The organism is Rahnella selenatireducens (genome assembly GCF_046449555.1).
Lineage (GTDB): Bacteria > Pseudomonadota > Gammaproteobacteria > Enterobacterales > Enterobacteriaceae > Rahnella > Rahnella selenatireducens.
The window spans coordinates 1-14,671 of sequence record NZ_JBKEZJ010000032.1 but is presented as its reverse complement, the minus strand read 5'-3'; the positions used below and the strand labels follow the sequence as shown (position 1 = coordinate 14,671).

Below are 14,671 nucleotides of genomic sequence, written 5' to 3'. Positions count from 1 at the left end.
GCGTATATTACGCCTTCCTCATTCAGTGTCAACCGTTTATTTCATCCGGTTGCCGCTGTTTTTAATCTTTCCGACCCGGTCACTCCGTGATGTTGTTCACGTTGTTCCCTGTCGATGGAGCGGCATTATAGGGAGTTCTCAGCGGGCCGCAAGGGCTAATTTTAAGAAAAAATACCGTTTGCTGCATTACACAGCAAACACACCGCTTATACCGTGTTTTGCACAGATTTATCCACAGACGCGCAGGAATCTCAAATTTTGCGAGCGTCGCGCAATCGTTTTCGCTACAATTTCGCGCGTCAGTTTTCGACACCTGTTACGGGTGATAAATGAAAAGTAAGTCGCCAGAGGGGAGTTATCTGAGCTCAATGCGCGTTTTTCTGCAAATTGCTCTATATAGAGAGAAGAAAACGCTCATTGAATTCCGATAACGCTCTTTATTGCGACTCCAAAGCCAAGGATATAAACCACCATGCAACAATCTCGTCCAATCCGCCGCGCCCTGCTCAGTGTTTCTGATAAAGCCGGTATCGTAGAATTCGCCCAGGCACTCTCTTCGCGTGGCGTTGAATTACTTTCCACTGGCGGCACCGCCAGCCTGTTGGCAAAAGCCGGTCTGCCAGTCACAGAAGTTTCTGACTACACGGGTTTCCCGGAAATGATGGATGGACGCGTCAAAACCCTGCACCCGAAAGTTCACGGTGGGATCCTCGGCCGACGCGGGAAAGATGATGACATTATGGCGCAGCATGCGATCGCGCCAATCGACATGGTGGTCGTAAACCTTTATCCGTTCGCGCAAACCGTCGCCCGCCCGGATTGCTCACTGGAAGATGCAGTAGAAAACATTGATATCGGCGGCCCAACGATGGTCCGCTCAGCGGCAAAGAACCACAAAGACGTGGCGATCGTGGTGAAGAGCAGTGACTACGCTTCTATTATTGAAGAGATGGATGCCAACAGCAGCTCACTGACGCTGGCAACCCGGTTTAATCTGGGGATTAAAGCTTTCGAGCATACCGCGTCTTATGACAGCATGATTGCCAACTATTTCGGCACCATGGTTCCGGCTTATCACGGCGATACCGAATCCGCGTCTGGTCAGTTCCCGCGTACCCTGAATCTTAGCTATATAAAGAAACAAGATATGCGTTATGGCGAGAACAGCCATCAGAACGCCGCTTTCTATATAGAAGAAAGCGTCAGCGAAGCTTCCGTTGCTACTTCGACCCAACTTCAAGGCAAAGCCCTTTCCTATAACAATATTGCAGATACCGATGCGGCACTGGAATGTGTGAAGGAATTTGCAGAGCCAGCTTGCGTCATCGTTAAACACGCGAACCCTTGCGGCGTTGCCATCGGCGACAACATTTTGGCTGCTTACGAACGTGCTTATCAGACGGACCCGACTTCTGCCTTCGGCGGCATTATTGCCTTCAACCGCGAGCTTGATGCTGAAACCGCGAAAGCAATTATCAGCCGCCAGTTTGTGGAAGTGATCATCGCCCCGTCAGTCAGCCCTGAAGCGCTGGCCCTGACTGCGGCAAAACAAAACGTCCGCGTTCTGACTTGCGGCCAATGGCAAGGGCGCCAGAAAGCGCTGGACTTCAAACGTGTCAATGGCGGCCTGTTGGTTCAGGATCGTGATTTGGGCATGGTTGATGGCGGTGACCTGCGCGTTGTTTCTCAGCGCCAGCCAACGGAGCAGGAACTGACGGATGCACTGTTCTGCTGGAAAGTCGCCAAGTTCGTTAAATCGAACGCTATCGTTTATGCACGCGACAAAATGACTATCGGTATTGGCGCAGGCCAGATGAGCCGCGTTTATTCTGCAAAAATCGCGGGGATTAAAGCCGCTGATGAAGGTCTGGAAGTCGCTGGTTCCGTGATGGCATCCGATGCCTTTTTCCCGTTCCGCGATGGCATTGATGCCGCTGCGGCGGTAGGTATTACCTGTGTGATTCAGCCTGGCGGTTCAATCCGTGATGACGAAGTTATCGCGGCCGCAAACGAACACGGTATCGCAATGCTGTTCACCGACATGCGCCATTTCCGTCATTAATTTTCTTTTAGCGGGTGCGATGCGCCCGCTCACCCGGAGTCCTCGAATGAATATTTTAATTATCGGTAACGGCGGGCGTGAACATGCACTGGCATGGAAGGCATCGCAATCTCCTCTGGCGGACAAAGTTTTTGTCGCCCCCGGAAACGCCGGTACCGCACTGGAACCTCTGCTGGAGAATGTCGATATCGCCGCAACGGATATCGCTGGTCTGTTGGCGTTCGCCAAAAGCAATGATATTGGCCTGACGATTGTCGGCCCGGAAGCCCCGCTGGTGATTGGTGTGGTCGACGCATTCCGCGCTGCGGGTCTGAAAATTTTTGGCCCGACGCAGGAAGCGGCGCAGCTGGAAGGCTCAAAAGCTTTCACCAAGGATTTCCTCGCTCGCCACAATATCCCAAGCGCGGATTACCAGAACTTCACCGAAATCGAACCGGCACTGGCTTATCTGCGCAGCAAAGGCGCGCCGATCGTCATTAAAGCTGACGGACTGGCTGCGGGCAAAGGTGTCATCGTGGCGATGACATTGAAAGAAGCAGAAGATGCAGTCCACGATATGCTGGCAGGAAATGCGTTTGGCGACGCTGGCCACCGTATCGTTATCGAAGAATTCCTGGATGGCGAAGAGGCGAGCTTCATCGTAATGGTTGACGGCACGAACGTTCTGCCGATGGCAACCAGCCAGGATCACAAACGTGTTGGCGATGGCGACAGCGGCCCGAACACCGGCGGTATGGGCGCTTATTCTCCGGCACCGGTTGTGACGGATGAAATTCATCAGCGTGTTATGGATCAGGTTATCTGGCCAACCGTGCACGGCATGGCGGCTGAGAACAATACTTACACCGGTTTCCTGTATGCGGGTTTGATGATTTCCGCAGACGGCCAGCCGAAAGTGATCGAATTTAACTGCCGCTTCGGAGATCCGGAAACTCAGCCGATCATGTTGCGTCTGCGCTCGGATCTGGTCGATCTTTGTCTGGCCGGTGCGGAAGGCCGTCTGGGCGAGAAAACGTCTGAGTGGGATCCGCGTCCCTCATTGGGCGTTGTGATTGCCGCCGGCGGTTATCCTGCCGATTACAAAACCGATGATGTGATCCACGGTTTACCGCTGGAAGAAGTCCCGGACGGCAAAGTCTTCCAGGCCGGAACCCGTTTGCAAGATGAACGCGTGGTGACAAATGGCGGACGCGTACTCTGTGTGACGGCGCTGGGTAAAACTGTCGAAGCCGCTCAGCAACGTGCTTATGATTTAGCGAAAGATATTCATTGGGAAGGCAGCTTCTGCCGCAAGGATATCGGCTATCGGGCCATTGACCGCGAACGCAATCAGTAATCGCGTTCATCTGACGATCAGAACCTGACGATCAAAAAGGCACGCTTCGGCGTGCCTTTCCTTTATATATGTTAGCAAGCGGGATCAGAGATCTGACTCTTTAGGTTCCCACTTACAGAAATCTTCATTTGCGACCAGTAGCAATTCGTTGCCTTCCGGTGCGGTCAGCCAGGCAAGGCCGAGATTGTCGTTACTGCGACTGGCGCGTTTAGCCAGCCAGACCTGCGAACGGACGGTCAGCTTTGGCGTCACCTGTTCGCCTGCACAAGTCGTGATCAGACCCTGCCGCCAGTTAGCCTGCACCAGCCGGACATTGCCCACGCGCAGCGCATTACTCAGATCGAGGATTTTTGTCGCTTCATATTTATAGCGCTCGATATCATCTGACGATAATTTTTCCCGGCGCTCAGGAAGCTGCCGCTGCATAAAGCTGACATGCCCGCTATCGTCAAAACGCAGCATCACACCTAAATCAGTTTGCGTCGCATGCGTTTCTTTAATCAGGTGCAATTGTCCCTGCTGGAATTCATAACGGGTAATGACCGTATCGCCGCCAAAATAGGGGCTGTATACGTTGAGAATAGTTTGAGGTTGGTTTTGTGCGTTGTCTTCGCGCCAGAGCCGGTTGATACCCTGATCGGCAACATACCCGCTGGCAAAGAATAATTCAGAGGAGTTTTTAGAACTGCAACCCACCAGACCGAGAACCAGTAAACCTGCCACCAGTCTGGGGGTGATAAACTGAAGGGGCTTACAGGCCCCTCCGCTTATTCTTTTCACTGCAAGCAATTACTTAACAGCGTCTTTCAGAGCTTTACCAGAAACGAACGCAGGTACGTTTGCAGCTGCGATTTTGATTTCTTTACCAGTCTGTGGGTTACGACCAGTACGCTCGTTACGATGATTTACCTTGAAAGTCCCGAAACCAACCAATTGTACAGCATCACCTTCTTTCAGAGACTCGGTAATAGCAGACAGAGTAGATTCAAGAGCAACTTTGGCTTGTGCTTTGGAAAGATCAGCTTTGTCAGCAATTACATCAATCAGTTGAGTCTTGTTCATAAGTTATCCTTTACAGTGTGTTTATCGTTTGCAAAGCATCGAGTGCGACGGATATGCCGATTGACAGCACCCTCCTGCATACACGCACCGATAGCCACTTTTTTTACGCACCCCAAATGTAGACCAGACAGGGTGCGGATGTGAAGCCTTAAGGCACGACAAATCAGGCGTTAAATCACGTTTTCTAGCCTTATTGCGCTAAATTTATGCCAATGTTACTGACAGCGGCTTCACGCAGGTCAGAACGTAACCCTTTTATTAATTCCAGGTCACGCTCTTCACAGTCAGCCAACAGGCGAAAAATCTCCCATTGGATGTCCCATTCTTCTTCAACAGCAGGAATGATTTTCAGCTCTTCATCGGTCATTTCTTTACCGGCCTGAGTCATTTCCAACATCGCAACAGTACGAATTGATGTCTCACTCACGGCAACCGCATGAGACAACGTTTCGCCGCTCAGACGTGAATGAATCAGTTCGCCTAATGCGATACACGCATCGATGGCCGGGTAAACACCATAAATGTCGTAATCATCGGAAGAAGGCACGGCTTCCTCCAGTTTTTCGAGCTGTGAGTCAAAATTGACCTTGGCGTCTTTTACCACCAGCGTTTCCCAGATTAAATCCAGGATACGGCGGTAAAGCTGTGCCTCGCCGAACCCGGTTTCCAGGCAAAAAGCCTGATAGTTCGGGTACATACGTTCACACAAGCTCGCCATAAACGTCACGTGTTGCCAGCTTTCCAGCTTTTCCAGACGTAAATGAATTGGATTACGTAACATGAGTTGATCTCGTTAACTTTTCTGCGCGGGAGTTTACCTGAAATAAATCAATATCCCTATTCCTTGATTCCTAAAGATCATCACTCAACCGTTGCCAGCGTTGAAACGCTGCCCGGTTTGATGCCACAGCATCCGCCCAGCGGGTTGGCTCTGGCAAACGATATTGCCGCATGCAGCGTTCAACCCAGTAAAGTGACGATTCCATGCTGATGCGATTGCCCGGCGAGATAAACAGCGGATTACAGCGCAGTTTGCTGCGCCAGACCCAGCCAATCTGCTCATCGCCTTCATACAGCGCCTGCTTGCTGTGTTGCTCTTCCCCGAGTGGCAGAAATTTGCCACACAAGCGGCTCTTGGCTACGCCAATCGTTGGCACGTCGATCATCAGTCCAAAATGGCTGGCGACGCCCAGACGGCGCGGATGCGCAATACCCTGCCCGTCAACCAGCACCAGATCGGGTCGCGCACTGATTTGCTTCCAGGCCTGCAACAGCGCCGGTAACTCCCGGAAAGAAAGGAAGCCAGGAATATAAGGCATGACGGTTGGAATCCGGGCTATCTGGTATTCCACCAGCTCAAGCGACGGATAACGCAGAACCGCAACCGCGGCGCGCGTCACTTCACCACCCTGTTCGAAACCGACATCCACACCCGCGATCAGCGCTGGTGTACTGAAATCAGGGAGATCCTGCAGTTCAATTTGATCTGCAAGGATCCGTTGTTGTTCACGTAATGCGCGGGTATCAATCATACGCCGGATTTACTCGTGATATTGCCGGGACAGGCTATGTACTGCTTCCACAAACGCCCCCGCATTTTCTGGTGGAACATCCAGGTGAATACCGTGGCCCAGGTTAAACACATGACCGTTGCCTTTACCAAAACCTGCCAGAATGGTTTCCACTTCCTGTTCAATACGTACCGGAGAAGCATAGAGCATGGAAGGATCCATGTTGCCCTGAATCGCCACTTTGTCGCCCACGCGACGACGGGCTTCGGCAATATCTGTTGTCCAGTCGAGGCCCAGTGCGTCACAACCGGTTGCCGCCATCGCTTCCAGCCATTGTCCGCCGCCTTTGGTGAACAACGTCACCGGCACGCGGCGACCTTCGTTTTCACGGATCAGGCCATCGACAATTTTATGCATGTAGTTCAGGGAAAACTCGCGGTAATCGCGAGGTGTAAGCACGCCGCCCCAGGTGTCAAAAATCATGACAGACTGCGCGCCCGCTTTTATTTGAGCATTGAGGTAGAGAATGACGCTGTCAGCCACTTTATCGAGCAAAAGGTGCAAAGTCTGCGGATCGGCATACATCATCTTTTTGATTTTTGTGAAGGCCTTGCTGCTGCCACCTTCCACCATATATGTCGCCAGTGTCCACGGGCTGCCGGAAAAACCGATAAGCGGTACTTCACCTTTGAGGTTTTTACGGATAGTACGAACCGCGTTCATGACGTATCCCAGTTCCATTTCCGGATCGGGAACGGGGAGTTTTTCCACATCAGCACGGCAAGTTAGCGGGGAAGAAAAACGAGGGCCTTCACCGGCTTCGAAATACAATCCCAGCCCCATGGCATCAGGAATGGTCAGGATGTCAGAGAACAGAATCGCGGCATCCAGCGGGTAGCGACGCAGTGGCTGGAGGGTCACTTCACAGGCCAGCTCCGCATTCTTGCAAAGCGACATAAAATCACCGGCTACAGCGCGGGTTTCTTTGTACTCTGGCAAATAACGGCCTGCCTGACGCATCATCCAGACCGGTGTGATATCCACAGGCTGGCGTAACAGGGCGCGCAGGTAGCGGTCATTTTTCAACTCATTCATTCTGTCTTTTTCCTTCAATATTCGGTTCGCCCGAAAATAATCTGGCGGCATTCTAACATGCAACACTCCTGCTACACGTCGTCTTCATCGCTTTCTGCGCGGCACAGCGCAACTGTATCTTCAATCAGCCTGCGGGCGATGGTCCCCGGCGGCGGCAACTGTGGCAGCTGATCAAAACGATACCAGCCTGCGTTGAGCAGCTCTTTCGGATCATGCACGATGTCACCGCTGTCATAGTCGGCCATAAACGCCATCATCAGCGAATTCGGGAACGGCCAGGGCTGAGAACTGACGTACCGGACGTTCTTCACGCGAATATTGCTCTCTTCCATAACTTCGCGTGCCACGGTTTCTTCAAGGGTTTCCCCGACTTCAACGAAACCGGCCAGTACCGTGTGGATGCCATTACGGTGACGGACATGCTGCGCCAGCAAAATCTCATCACCGCGGCGGATTGCGACAATGATGCAGGGCGCAATTTGTGGGTAATAGCGTTCACGGCAATGCCCGCACAGCGCGGCCCATTCTGTTTTACTGACGTGCATCTCGTGCCCACAGTAGCCGCAAAATTTGTGCGAACGGTAAAATTCCGACAGCTGCACACCGCGCCCGACCAGCTGGAATAGCCCGCGATCCTGATCGAGCATCTGCCGCGCGGACACCATGTGATTGTGCATCGCCTGACGCACCATCCACACCGGCTCGCCCTGCCATTCACCAATCTGACGCCCGATTTTGCCCGTGAGAGAAAATTGCGCAGCGCTGCCATTCGGCAGTTCACCTTCGGGTAGCCACAGCTTGCCCTCAAAGCTGATGACCCACCAGCCGGTATGTTCTTCTGTGATCTGTAATTCCATAATTGTTGTTGCATAACCTCGACGAGACTGACAATCTGGGGTGGATATTTACATATTAGTAACTTTTGGTTACTTTTTTCTCGCTCACGGAGTCAACCATGCTAAATCGTCTGGAAAGACTGACCCAACGCGTTGGTGGCAGTAATGAGTTAGTGGATCAATGGCTGCACGCGCGTAAAGAACTGCTGGTGTCTTACTGCACACTGGTCGGCCTGAAACCCAATAAAGAAAAACATACACCGCTGAATGAAAAAGCGTTGGACAACTTTTGCCATAACCTGGTGGATTACCTTTCTGCCGGTCATTTCCACCTTTATCAACGGGTCATCGATGAAGTGGAAGGTGCAGAGATAAAATTACAGGCTGCGAAAATATACCCTGCACTTGAGCTCAATACTGAAGCTATCATGGCTTTCCATGACAGTTACACCGAAAATGATATTGATGATGACAATGCTTTCGCATTTCATTATGCATTATCCGATGTGGGTGAAGCATTGGATGCGCGTTTTCAGCTTGAAGATCAACTGATCATTCTGGCCTTTGATCCGGAAAGTCGCAAAGAATTGCCTTCTGCAAACGAAGAGCATCTTGCCAGACCCGCGTAACGTGTTACTCCTGCACAACACGTTGCCACAATAAAAACCCTGCTCAGGGTTGTAGTTTTTAAAACGGCCTCCTATATTGAGGCTTCTTGTCGGAGTGCCTCGTGCAAAATTTCCTCGCGGAGATAATGCCAGGCTGAGACCGTTAATTCGGGATCCGCGGAACCTGATCGGGTTAGTACCCGCGAAGGGAACAAGAGTAATGTTATGCGTTTAGCGCGATTTGGCATCAGCCTGCAAACGGCCGCCAGCGTTCAACCGCCCATTTTTACTCCTGCCGTAAACCTCCAGACAAGCAATTTTCCATTACGTTCTGTCACGCTTTTTGCCGTGAAAACAACACAAGGAATTTGCTATGTCGAGTACCCAGAAACCCGTTACATCCGAAAAAAAGCCCGCTAAACGCCGTGAACAACGCGCACAGGCACAGTCATTTATCGATAGCCTGCAGGGCGAAGCCTTCCCCAATTCCCGACGTATCTATCTTCAGGGCAACGATGCCGGTATCGGTATCCGTGTCCCTATGCGTGAAATCCAGCTCAGCCCGACGCTGGTTGGCGGCGGAAAAGACAACCCGCAGTTTGAAGAAAACGAAGCGATTCCGGTTTATGACACCGCCGGACCGTATGGCGATCCGTCTGCGACCATCGACGTGCATACCGGTCTTGAAAAATTGCGTGCCCGCTGGATAACCGGACGCGCTGATACCGAAGAACTTCCGCAAGTCAGCTCCGGTTTTACTCAGCAGCGCCTGGCCGACGAAGGGCTGGATCATTTACGCTTCGAACATCTTCCGCGCCCGCGAAAAGCCATTGCAGGTAAAAATGTCACACAACTGCATTATGCGCGCCGGGGCATGATTACCCCTGAGATGGAATTCATCGCTATTCGCGAAAACATGGGGCGTGAGCGGATCCGCGGAGAAGTCCTGCGCCAGCAACATCCCGGTGAAAGCTTCGGGGCGCACCTGCCCGCGAATATCACAGCCGAATTTGTTCGTCAGGAAGTGGCCGCCGGTCGCGCGATTATCCCCGCCAACATCAATCATCCGGAATCCGAACCGATGATCATTGGCCGCAATTTTCTGGTGAAGGTGAACGCCAATATCGGTAACTCAGCGGTGACGTCCTCTATCGAAGAAGAAGTTGAAAAGCTGGTATGGTCAACGCGGTGGGGCGCGGATACCGTTATGGATCTCTCCACCGGCCGCTATATCCACGAAACCCGCGAATGGATCCTGCGTAACAGCCCGGTTCCGATTGGCACAGTTCCGATTTATCAGGCTCTGGAGAAAGTGAACGGCATTGCCGAGGACCTGAACTGGGAAATGTTCCGCGACACCCTGCTGGAGCAGGCGGAACAAGGCGTGGATTACTTCACCATTCATGCAGGCGTGTTGTTGCGTTACGTGCCGATGACCGCCAAACGCCTGACCGGTATTGTCTCACGCGGTGGCTCGATCATGGCGAAATGGTGCCTGTCGCATCATCGCGAGAGTTTCCTCTACGAGCATTTTCGTGAGATTTGCGAAATCTGCGCCGCCTACGATGTCGCGCTTTCTCTCGGTGACGGCCTGCGTCCCGGCTCGATTCAGGACGCCAATGACGAAGCGCAGTTTGCAGAATTGCACACGCTGGGCGAACTGACGAAAATCGCCTGGGAATATGACGTGCAGGTGATGATCGAAGGGCCGGGGCATGTGCCGATGCAGATGATCCGCCGCAATATGACGGAAGAACTCGAACATTGCCACGAAGCGCCGTTCTATACGCTCGGGCCGCTGACAACCGACATTGCGCCCGGTTATGACCACTTCACGTCCGGCATTGGTGCTGCAATGATTGGCTGGTTCGGCTGCGCGATGCTGTGCTATGTCACGCCAAAAGAGCATCTTGGCCTGCCGAACAAAGAAGACGTTAAGCAGGGTTTGATTACCTACAAAATTGCGGCGCACGCCGCAGATTTAGCAAAAGGCCATCCCGGCGCACAAATCCGTGATAACGCCATGTCTAAAGCGCGGTTCGAATTCCGCTGGGAGGATCAGTTTAACCTCGCGCTCGATCCAGCCACAGCCCGCGCTTATCACGACGAAACACTCCCGCAGGAATCCGGAAAAGTCGCACACTTCTGCTCAATGTGCGGGCCGAAATTCTGCTCGATGAAAATTACTCAGGAAGTTCGCGATTACGCCGCTGCGCTGGAAGCCAAAGCCCAGCCCATCGAACTCGTGGAATCCGGCATGGCGCAAATGTCTGCGGAATTCCGTTCGCGCGGCAGCGAGCTTTATCACCCTGCCAGCCATTCCACTCCGGAGATCAGTAAATGAATCAGCCCGTTAAAACATTCCCGTCCGTTCCTTTCCATCTGGGGTTATATCCGGTGGTTGATTCTGTCGAATGGATTGCCCGTCTGCTGGATGCGGGCGTTAAAACGCTGCAACTGCGGGTGAAGGACTTACCCGATGAAGAAGTCGAACCCGCCATTATCCACGCTATTGCACTGGGGCGAAAATTTGACGCACGGCTGTTCATCAACGATTACTGGCGTCTGGCAGTAAAACATCAGGCGTACGGCGTGCATCTGGGCCAGGAAGACCTGGATACCGCCGATTTGCAGGCCATTCTTGATGCCGGTTTACGTCTGGGCATATCGACGCATGACGATGAGGAACTGGCGCGCGCCGTGGCGGTCAATCCGTCTTACATCGCACTCGGCCATATTTTCCCGACGCAGACCAAAGATATGCCGTCAGCACCGCAGGGTTTGTCGGAATTAGCCCGACACATTACGCAGCTGAACGGCAGCTTCCCGACAGTCGCCATCGGCGGGATCAGTATTGGCCGCGCGCCGTCGGTTCTGGACTGCGGCGTCGGCAGTATTGCCGTCGTCAGCGCCATAACGCAGGCCGCGGACTGGCGCGCAGTCACCGCAGAATTGCTGGCCTTATGCGCCAGCAAGGTTCCGGAAGATGCTTAACGACGCCGCCTTTATGCGCTACAGCCGTCAACTGATGCTGGAAGAATTTGGTCCGCAGGCGCAGGAAAAATTACTGGTGGCCAAAGTGCTGATTGTGGGGCTCGGCGGGCTGGGTTCACCGGCGGCGCTTTATCTGGCAGCGGCGGGCGTCGGGACGTTGTTTCTGGCTGATGACGACACATTGCACATTACCAATCTTCAGCGGCAAATCCTTTACCGCACCACCGATCTTGATCAGCCGAAAGCCAGCCTGGCGAAACGCGAGCTGCTGCGCCTGAATCCACTTTGTGAAGCCGTTACTATTACGGAACGGCTCGCAGGAGATACGCTGCTTCTAGCCGTTGGCAATGCCGATATCATTTTAGATTGCAGCGACAATATGGAAACCCGCCACGCGGTAAACAAAGCCTGCGTGGATATGGGCAAAACCTTGATCAGCGGTAGCGCGGTCGGATTCAGCGGCCAGCTTCTGGTCATCGAAGCGCCCTATCTTCATGGCTGCTATGCCTGTTTATATCCGGATCAGGAAACCGTACAACGCAACTGCCGGACATCCGGCGTTCTCGGGCCGGTCGTCGGCACCATCGGCACGCTGCAGGCGCTGGAAACACTGAAAATACTGGCGGGTTTGCCGAGTTCTCTTAGCGGAAAGCTGCGGCTGTTCGACGGAAAAACACAAAACTGGCGTTCCCTGCAACTCACCCGTTCATCTGCCTGTTCGGTTTGCGGAGGCCATCGTGAACATTCATGTCAATGATGAACCTCACCATTTCGCCGAGCCGCTGACGCTGTTTACCCTGCTCAACCTGCTGGACCTGAACCCGTCGGGCAGTGCGCTTGCGGTCAATCAGGTCATAATTCCACGTGATAACTGGACTGTCCACTTGCTGGACGATGGCGATCAGGTATTGCTCTTTCAGGCCATTGCCGGAGGATGAAACATGTTAAAAATTGCTGATACTACGTTTACCTCACACCTTCTCACCGGGACAGGAAAATTCGCTAACGCATCTGTGATGCAGCAATCGCTGGCGGCATCCGGTTCTCAGCTGGTGACGATGGCGATGAAACGCGTCGATCTTCGGCGCGGCGGCGATGATATCCTTTCACCTTTGCAGCAACTTGGCGTGCGCCTGTTGCCCAATACGTCAGGGGCAAAAACGGCAGAAGAAGCGGTGTTTGCCGCCCAACTGGCACGCGAAGCTTTGGGCACGCACTGGGTAAAACTGGAAATCCATCCGGACATGAAATACCTGCTGCCCGATGCCATCGAAACCCTGAAAGCCGCAGAGATATTGGTGAAGCAAGGATTTGTCGTTTTGCCTTATTGCAGCGCAGATCCGGTGCTGTGCAAACGTCTCGAAGAAGCAGGATGCGCGGCAGTAATGCCGCTCGGTGCACCGATTGGCTCAAATCAGGGGCTGCAAACCCGCGAGTTTCTGCAAATTATTATCGAACAAGCGCGGGTGCCCGTTGTCGTGGATGCCGGGATCGGCGCACCCAGTCAGGCCGCTGAGGCGCTGGAAATGGGTGCCGACGCTGTGCTGGTGAATACGGCAATTGCCGTTGCGCGCGATCCGGTTTCCATGGCGACGGCATTCCGTCTGGCCGTTGAAGCGGGCGTCCTGGCCCGCCAAAGCGGATTAGGCGGACGCCAGCGGCACGCCAGCGCATCCAGCCCGTTGACCGGATTTCTGACTTCCCCGCAGGCAACCTTATGAGCAACTTTACCGATGTCTGGTCTACGCTTGACTGGGACGATATTTCCCTGCGAATTAACAGCAAAACCACCAGCGATGTCGAACGGGCGCTAAGCAGGAACAAAATCGACCGTGATGATTTTATGGCACTGATTTCTCCGGCTGCGTTGCCCTATCTCGAAGAAATGGCGCAGCGCGCGCAACAACTCACGCGCCAGCGTTTCGGCAATACCGTGAATTTCTTTGCGCCTCTTTATCTCTCCAACCTTTGCGCCAACGAATGCACTTATTGCGGCTTCTCGATGAGCAATAAGATCAAACGCAAAACGCTGAATGAAGCGGAAATCCGTGCTGAATGTCAGGCACTGAATGCTCTGGGCTTCAAACATCTGCTGCTGGTTACGGGCGAACACAAAGGGAAAGTCGGTATGGATTATTTCCGCCGGCATTTCCCTGCTATCCGCAGTCATTTTGATTCACTGATGATTGAAGTGCAGCCGCTGCCGCAGGAAGAATACGCCGAGTTAAAAACGCTGGGGCTGGACGGCGTTCTGGTCTATCAGGAAACCTATCACGCGCCGACGTATGCGCTGCATCATCTGCGCGGGCAAAAACAGGATTTCTTCTGGCGGCTGGAAACCCCTGACCGGCTGGGACGTGCGGGAATCGATAAGATCGGGCTCGGAGCGTTGTTCGGGCTTTCAGGAAACTGGCGAACTGACAGTTTCATGGTGGCCGAGCATCTGCTCTACCTGCAAAAAACCTACTGGCAAAGCCGCTATTCGGTGGCGTTCCCGAGATTGCGCCCTTGTACCGGCGGAATCGAACCAGCGTCATTGCTGGAGGAAAACCAGCTGGTGCAGCTGATTTGCGCATTCAGGATGCTGTCGCCGGACGTCGAGCTTTCCCTGTCGACACGCGAATCTCCGTATTTCCGCGATCATGTCATTCCTCTGGCAATCAACACGGTCAGTGCAGGATCCAAAACTCAGCCAGGGGGTTATGCCGACGATCATCCGGAACTCGAACAATTCGCGCCGCATGATAACCGCTCACCGCAGCGGGTCGCCGAGGCATTAACGCAATCCGGATTACAGCCGGTATGGAAAGACTGGGACAGTTTTTTGGGGCGTGCGCCGCAGGGAAATGTCGCCAGACAGCAAGCCGGTAATCTCTCAGGAATGGGTATTCCATAAAGCAATTTTGCCCCTCGCGCCTGCACGCCGGGAAGGTTACCGTGCCGTTGTCGCTGCATCATCGCAGCCGGCCAGCGCCACGCATCCCGGCGCTGCTTCCAACCAGCCGGAATAGGTTATCGTCCAGTTTCCTGTTCCGGCTCCTCTTTTTTCTGTCCATAAATCCAACGCATCGATATTTCAGGCAAAAAAAACCGCCCCCCAAAGGAGTAATGCCAGTCAGTTAAGCAACTGACTGGCTTTTTCCCTGTGCTTTTGGATACTTCCGGGG

The 14,671-nt window shown here is 53.3% G+C and carries 15 protein-coding genes and 1 riboswitch; of the genes, 9 read left to right on the top strand and 6 right to left on the bottom strand.

Features of this window, described 5'->3' with window-relative positions; all coding sequences use genetic code 11:
* The first annotated feature begins 472 nt into the window (after window positions 1-472).
* Together purH and purD are read left to right on the top strand one after the other, a co-directional pair.
* Window positions 473-2,062, top strand: coding sequence for a bifunctional phosphoribosylaminoimidazolecarboxamide formyltransferase/IMP cyclohydrolase (gene purH / locus ACLBVC_RS24455; RefSeq protein ID WP_410151771.1), 1,590 nt, complete (start codon window positions 473-475; stop codon window positions 2,060-2,062).
* Between the two features lie 46 nt (window positions 2,063-2,108).
* Complete coding sequence (gene purD, locus ACLBVC_RS24450) at window positions 2,109-3,398, top strand: phosphoribosylamine--glycine ligase (RefSeq protein WP_410151770.1); 1,290 nt, start codon at window positions 2,109-2,111, stop codon at window positions 3,396-3,398.
* 84 nt (window positions 3,399-3,482) lie between these two features.
* Here the strand turns inward: purD and ACLBVC_RS24445 are convergent, their stop codons facing one another.
* From ACLBVC_RS24445 to nudC, 6 genes are all read right to left on the bottom strand, one after another.
* Entirely contained in the window at window positions 3,483-4,124 is a 642-nt protein-coding gene (locus ACLBVC_RS24445; RefSeq protein WP_410151772.1) for a DUF1481 domain-containing protein, read from the bottom strand.
* Between the two features lie 63 nt (window positions 4,125-4,187).
* Window positions 4,188-4,460: a nucleoid-associated protein HU-alpha gene (gene hupA / locus ACLBVC_RS24440; protein ID WP_013577396.1), complete on the bottom strand. Its 273-nt coding sequence runs from the start codon at window positions 4,458-4,460 to the stop codon at window positions 4,188-4,190.
* A 190-nt stretch (window positions 4,461-4,650) separates the two neighbouring features.
* On the bottom strand, window positions 4,651-5,241 hold the full coding sequence (locus ACLBVC_RS24435) for a YjaG family protein (RefSeq protein ID WP_410151768.1): 591 nt from the start codon (window positions 5,239-5,241) through the stop codon (window positions 4,651-4,653).
* Between the two features lie 70 nt (window positions 5,242-5,311).
* Window positions 5,312-5,992, bottom strand: a complete 681-nt coding sequence (nfi, locus tag ACLBVC_RS24430) for a deoxyribonuclease V (RefSeq protein ID WP_410151767.1) — start codon at window positions 5,990-5,992, stop codon at window positions 5,312-5,314.
* A gap of 9 nt (window positions 5,993-6,001) precedes the next feature.
* Window positions 6,002-7,066 (bottom strand): uroporphyrinogen decarboxylase, encoded by a 1,065-nt coding sequence (hemE, locus tag ACLBVC_RS24425; RefSeq protein WP_410151766.1) that lies wholly within the window; start codon window positions 7,064-7,066, stop codon window positions 6,002-6,004.
* A 71-nt stretch (window positions 7,067-7,137) separates the two neighbouring features.
* Window positions 7,138-7,923: an NAD(+) diphosphatase gene (gene nudC / locus ACLBVC_RS24420; RefSeq protein WP_410151765.1), complete on the bottom strand. Its 786-nt coding sequence runs from the start codon at window positions 7,921-7,923 to the stop codon at window positions 7,138-7,140.
* Window positions 7,924-8,021: 98 nt separating this feature from the next.
* Here nudC and rsd point away from each other — a divergent pair, with 98 nt between their 5' ends.
* The 7 genes from rsd (at window position 8,022) to thiH (ending at window position 14,400) form a co-directional block, all read left to right on the top strand.
* Window positions 8,022-8,531: a sigma D regulator gene (rsd, locus tag ACLBVC_RS24415; RefSeq protein ID WP_152325379.1), complete on the top strand. Its 510-nt coding sequence runs from the start codon at window positions 8,022-8,024 to the stop codon at window positions 8,529-8,531.
* Window positions 8,532-8,611: 80 nt separating this feature from the next.
* Window positions 8,612-8,738, top strand: a riboswitch (TPP riboswitch).
* A gap of 145 nt (window positions 8,739-8,883) precedes the next feature.
* Window positions 8,884-10,854 carry a phosphomethylpyrimidine synthase ThiC gene (thiC, locus tag ACLBVC_RS24410; protein ID WP_410151763.1) on the top strand — a complete coding sequence of 657 codons (1,971 nt, stop codon included), beginning with the start codon at window positions 8,884-8,886 and terminating at the stop codon, window positions 10,852-10,854.
* Entirely contained in the window at window positions 10,851-11,504 is a 654-nt protein-coding gene (gene thiE / locus ACLBVC_RS24405) for a thiamine phosphate synthase (RefSeq protein WP_410151762.1), read from the top strand. Before thiC ends, thiE begins: the two co-directional genes overlap by 4 nt.
* The gene (locus ACLBVC_RS24400; protein WP_410151760.1) at window positions 11,497-12,261 is read left to right on the top strand and encodes a HesA/MoeB/ThiF family protein; all 765 of its coding nucleotides are present in this window, start codon (window positions 11,497-11,499) and stop codon (window positions 12,259-12,261) included. The genes thiE and ACLBVC_RS24400 overlap by 8 nt, the downstream gene beginning before the upstream one ends.
* Window positions 12,242-12,442 carry a sulfur carrier protein ThiS gene (gene thiS, locus ACLBVC_RS24395; protein WP_410151757.1) on the top strand — a complete coding sequence of 67 codons (201 nt, stop codon included), beginning with the start codon at window positions 12,242-12,244 and terminating at the stop codon, window positions 12,440-12,442. Before ACLBVC_RS24400 ends, thiS begins: the two co-directional genes overlap by 20 nt.
* 3 nt (window positions 12,443-12,445) lie before the next feature.
* On the top strand, window positions 12,446-13,225 hold the full coding sequence (locus tag ACLBVC_RS24390; protein WP_410151756.1) for a thiazole synthase: 780 nt from the start codon (window positions 12,446-12,448) through the stop codon (window positions 13,223-13,225).
* Window positions 13,222-14,400, top strand: a complete 1,179-nt coding sequence (thiH, locus tag ACLBVC_RS24385; protein WP_410151754.1) for a 2-iminoacetate synthase ThiH — start codon at window positions 13,222-13,224, stop codon at window positions 14,398-14,400. Before ACLBVC_RS24390 ends, thiH begins: the two co-directional genes overlap by 4 nt.
* Window positions 14,401-14,671: the final 271 nt, after the last annotated feature.

What these genes read in the sequence shown, in the direction of transcription:
- thiE (WP_410151762.1), top strand. Translation starts at nt 10,851, where the DNA reads ATGAATCAGCCCGTTAAAACATTCCCGTCCGTTCCTTTCCATCTGGGG.
- ACLBVC_RS24435 (WP_410151768.1), bottom strand. Translation starts at nt 5,241, where the DNA reads ATGTTACGTAATCCAATTCATTTACGTCTGGAAAAGCTGGAAAGCTGG.
- ACLBVC_RS24390 (WP_410151756.1), top strand. Translation starts at nt 12,446, where the DNA reads ATGTTAAAAATTGCTGATACTACGTTTACCTCACACCTTCTCACCGGG.
- purH (WP_410151771.1), top strand. Translation starts at nt 473, where the DNA reads ATGCAACAATCTCGTCCAATCCGCCGCGCCCTGCTCAGTGTTTCTGAT.
- ACLBVC_RS24400 (WP_410151760.1), top strand. Translation starts at nt 11,497, where the DNA reads ATGCTTAACGACGCCGCCTTTATGCGCTACAGCCGTCAACTGATGCTG.
- thiH (WP_410151754.1), top strand. Translation starts at nt 13,222, where the DNA reads ATGAGCAACTTTACCGATGTCTGGTCTACGCTTGACTGGGACGATATT.
- nudC (WP_410151765.1), bottom strand. Translation starts at nt 7,923, where the DNA reads ATGGAATTACAGATCACAGAAGAACATACCGGCTGGTGGGTCATCAGC.
- purD (WP_410151770.1), top strand. Translation starts at nt 2,109, where the DNA reads ATGAATATTTTAATTATCGGTAACGGCGGGCGTGAACATGCACTGGCA.
- rsd (WP_152325379.1), top strand. Translation starts at nt 8,022, where the DNA reads ATGCTAAATCGTCTGGAAAGACTGACCCAACGCGTTGGTGGCAGTAAT.
- hupA (WP_013577396.1), bottom strand. Translation starts at nt 4,460, where the DNA reads ATGAACAAGACTCAACTGATTGATGTAATTGCTGACAAAGCTGATCTT.
- nfi (WP_410151767.1), bottom strand. Translation starts at nt 5,992, where the DNA reads ATGATTGATACCCGCGCATTACGTGAACAACAACGGATCCTTGCAGAT.
- thiC (WP_410151763.1), top strand. Translation starts at nt 8,884, where the DNA reads ATGTCGAGTACCCAGAAACCCGTTACATCCGAAAAAAAGCCCGCTAAA.
- hemE (WP_410151766.1), bottom strand. Translation starts at nt 7,066, where the DNA reads ATGAATGAGTTGAAAAATGACCGCTACCTGCGCGCCCTGTTACGCCAG.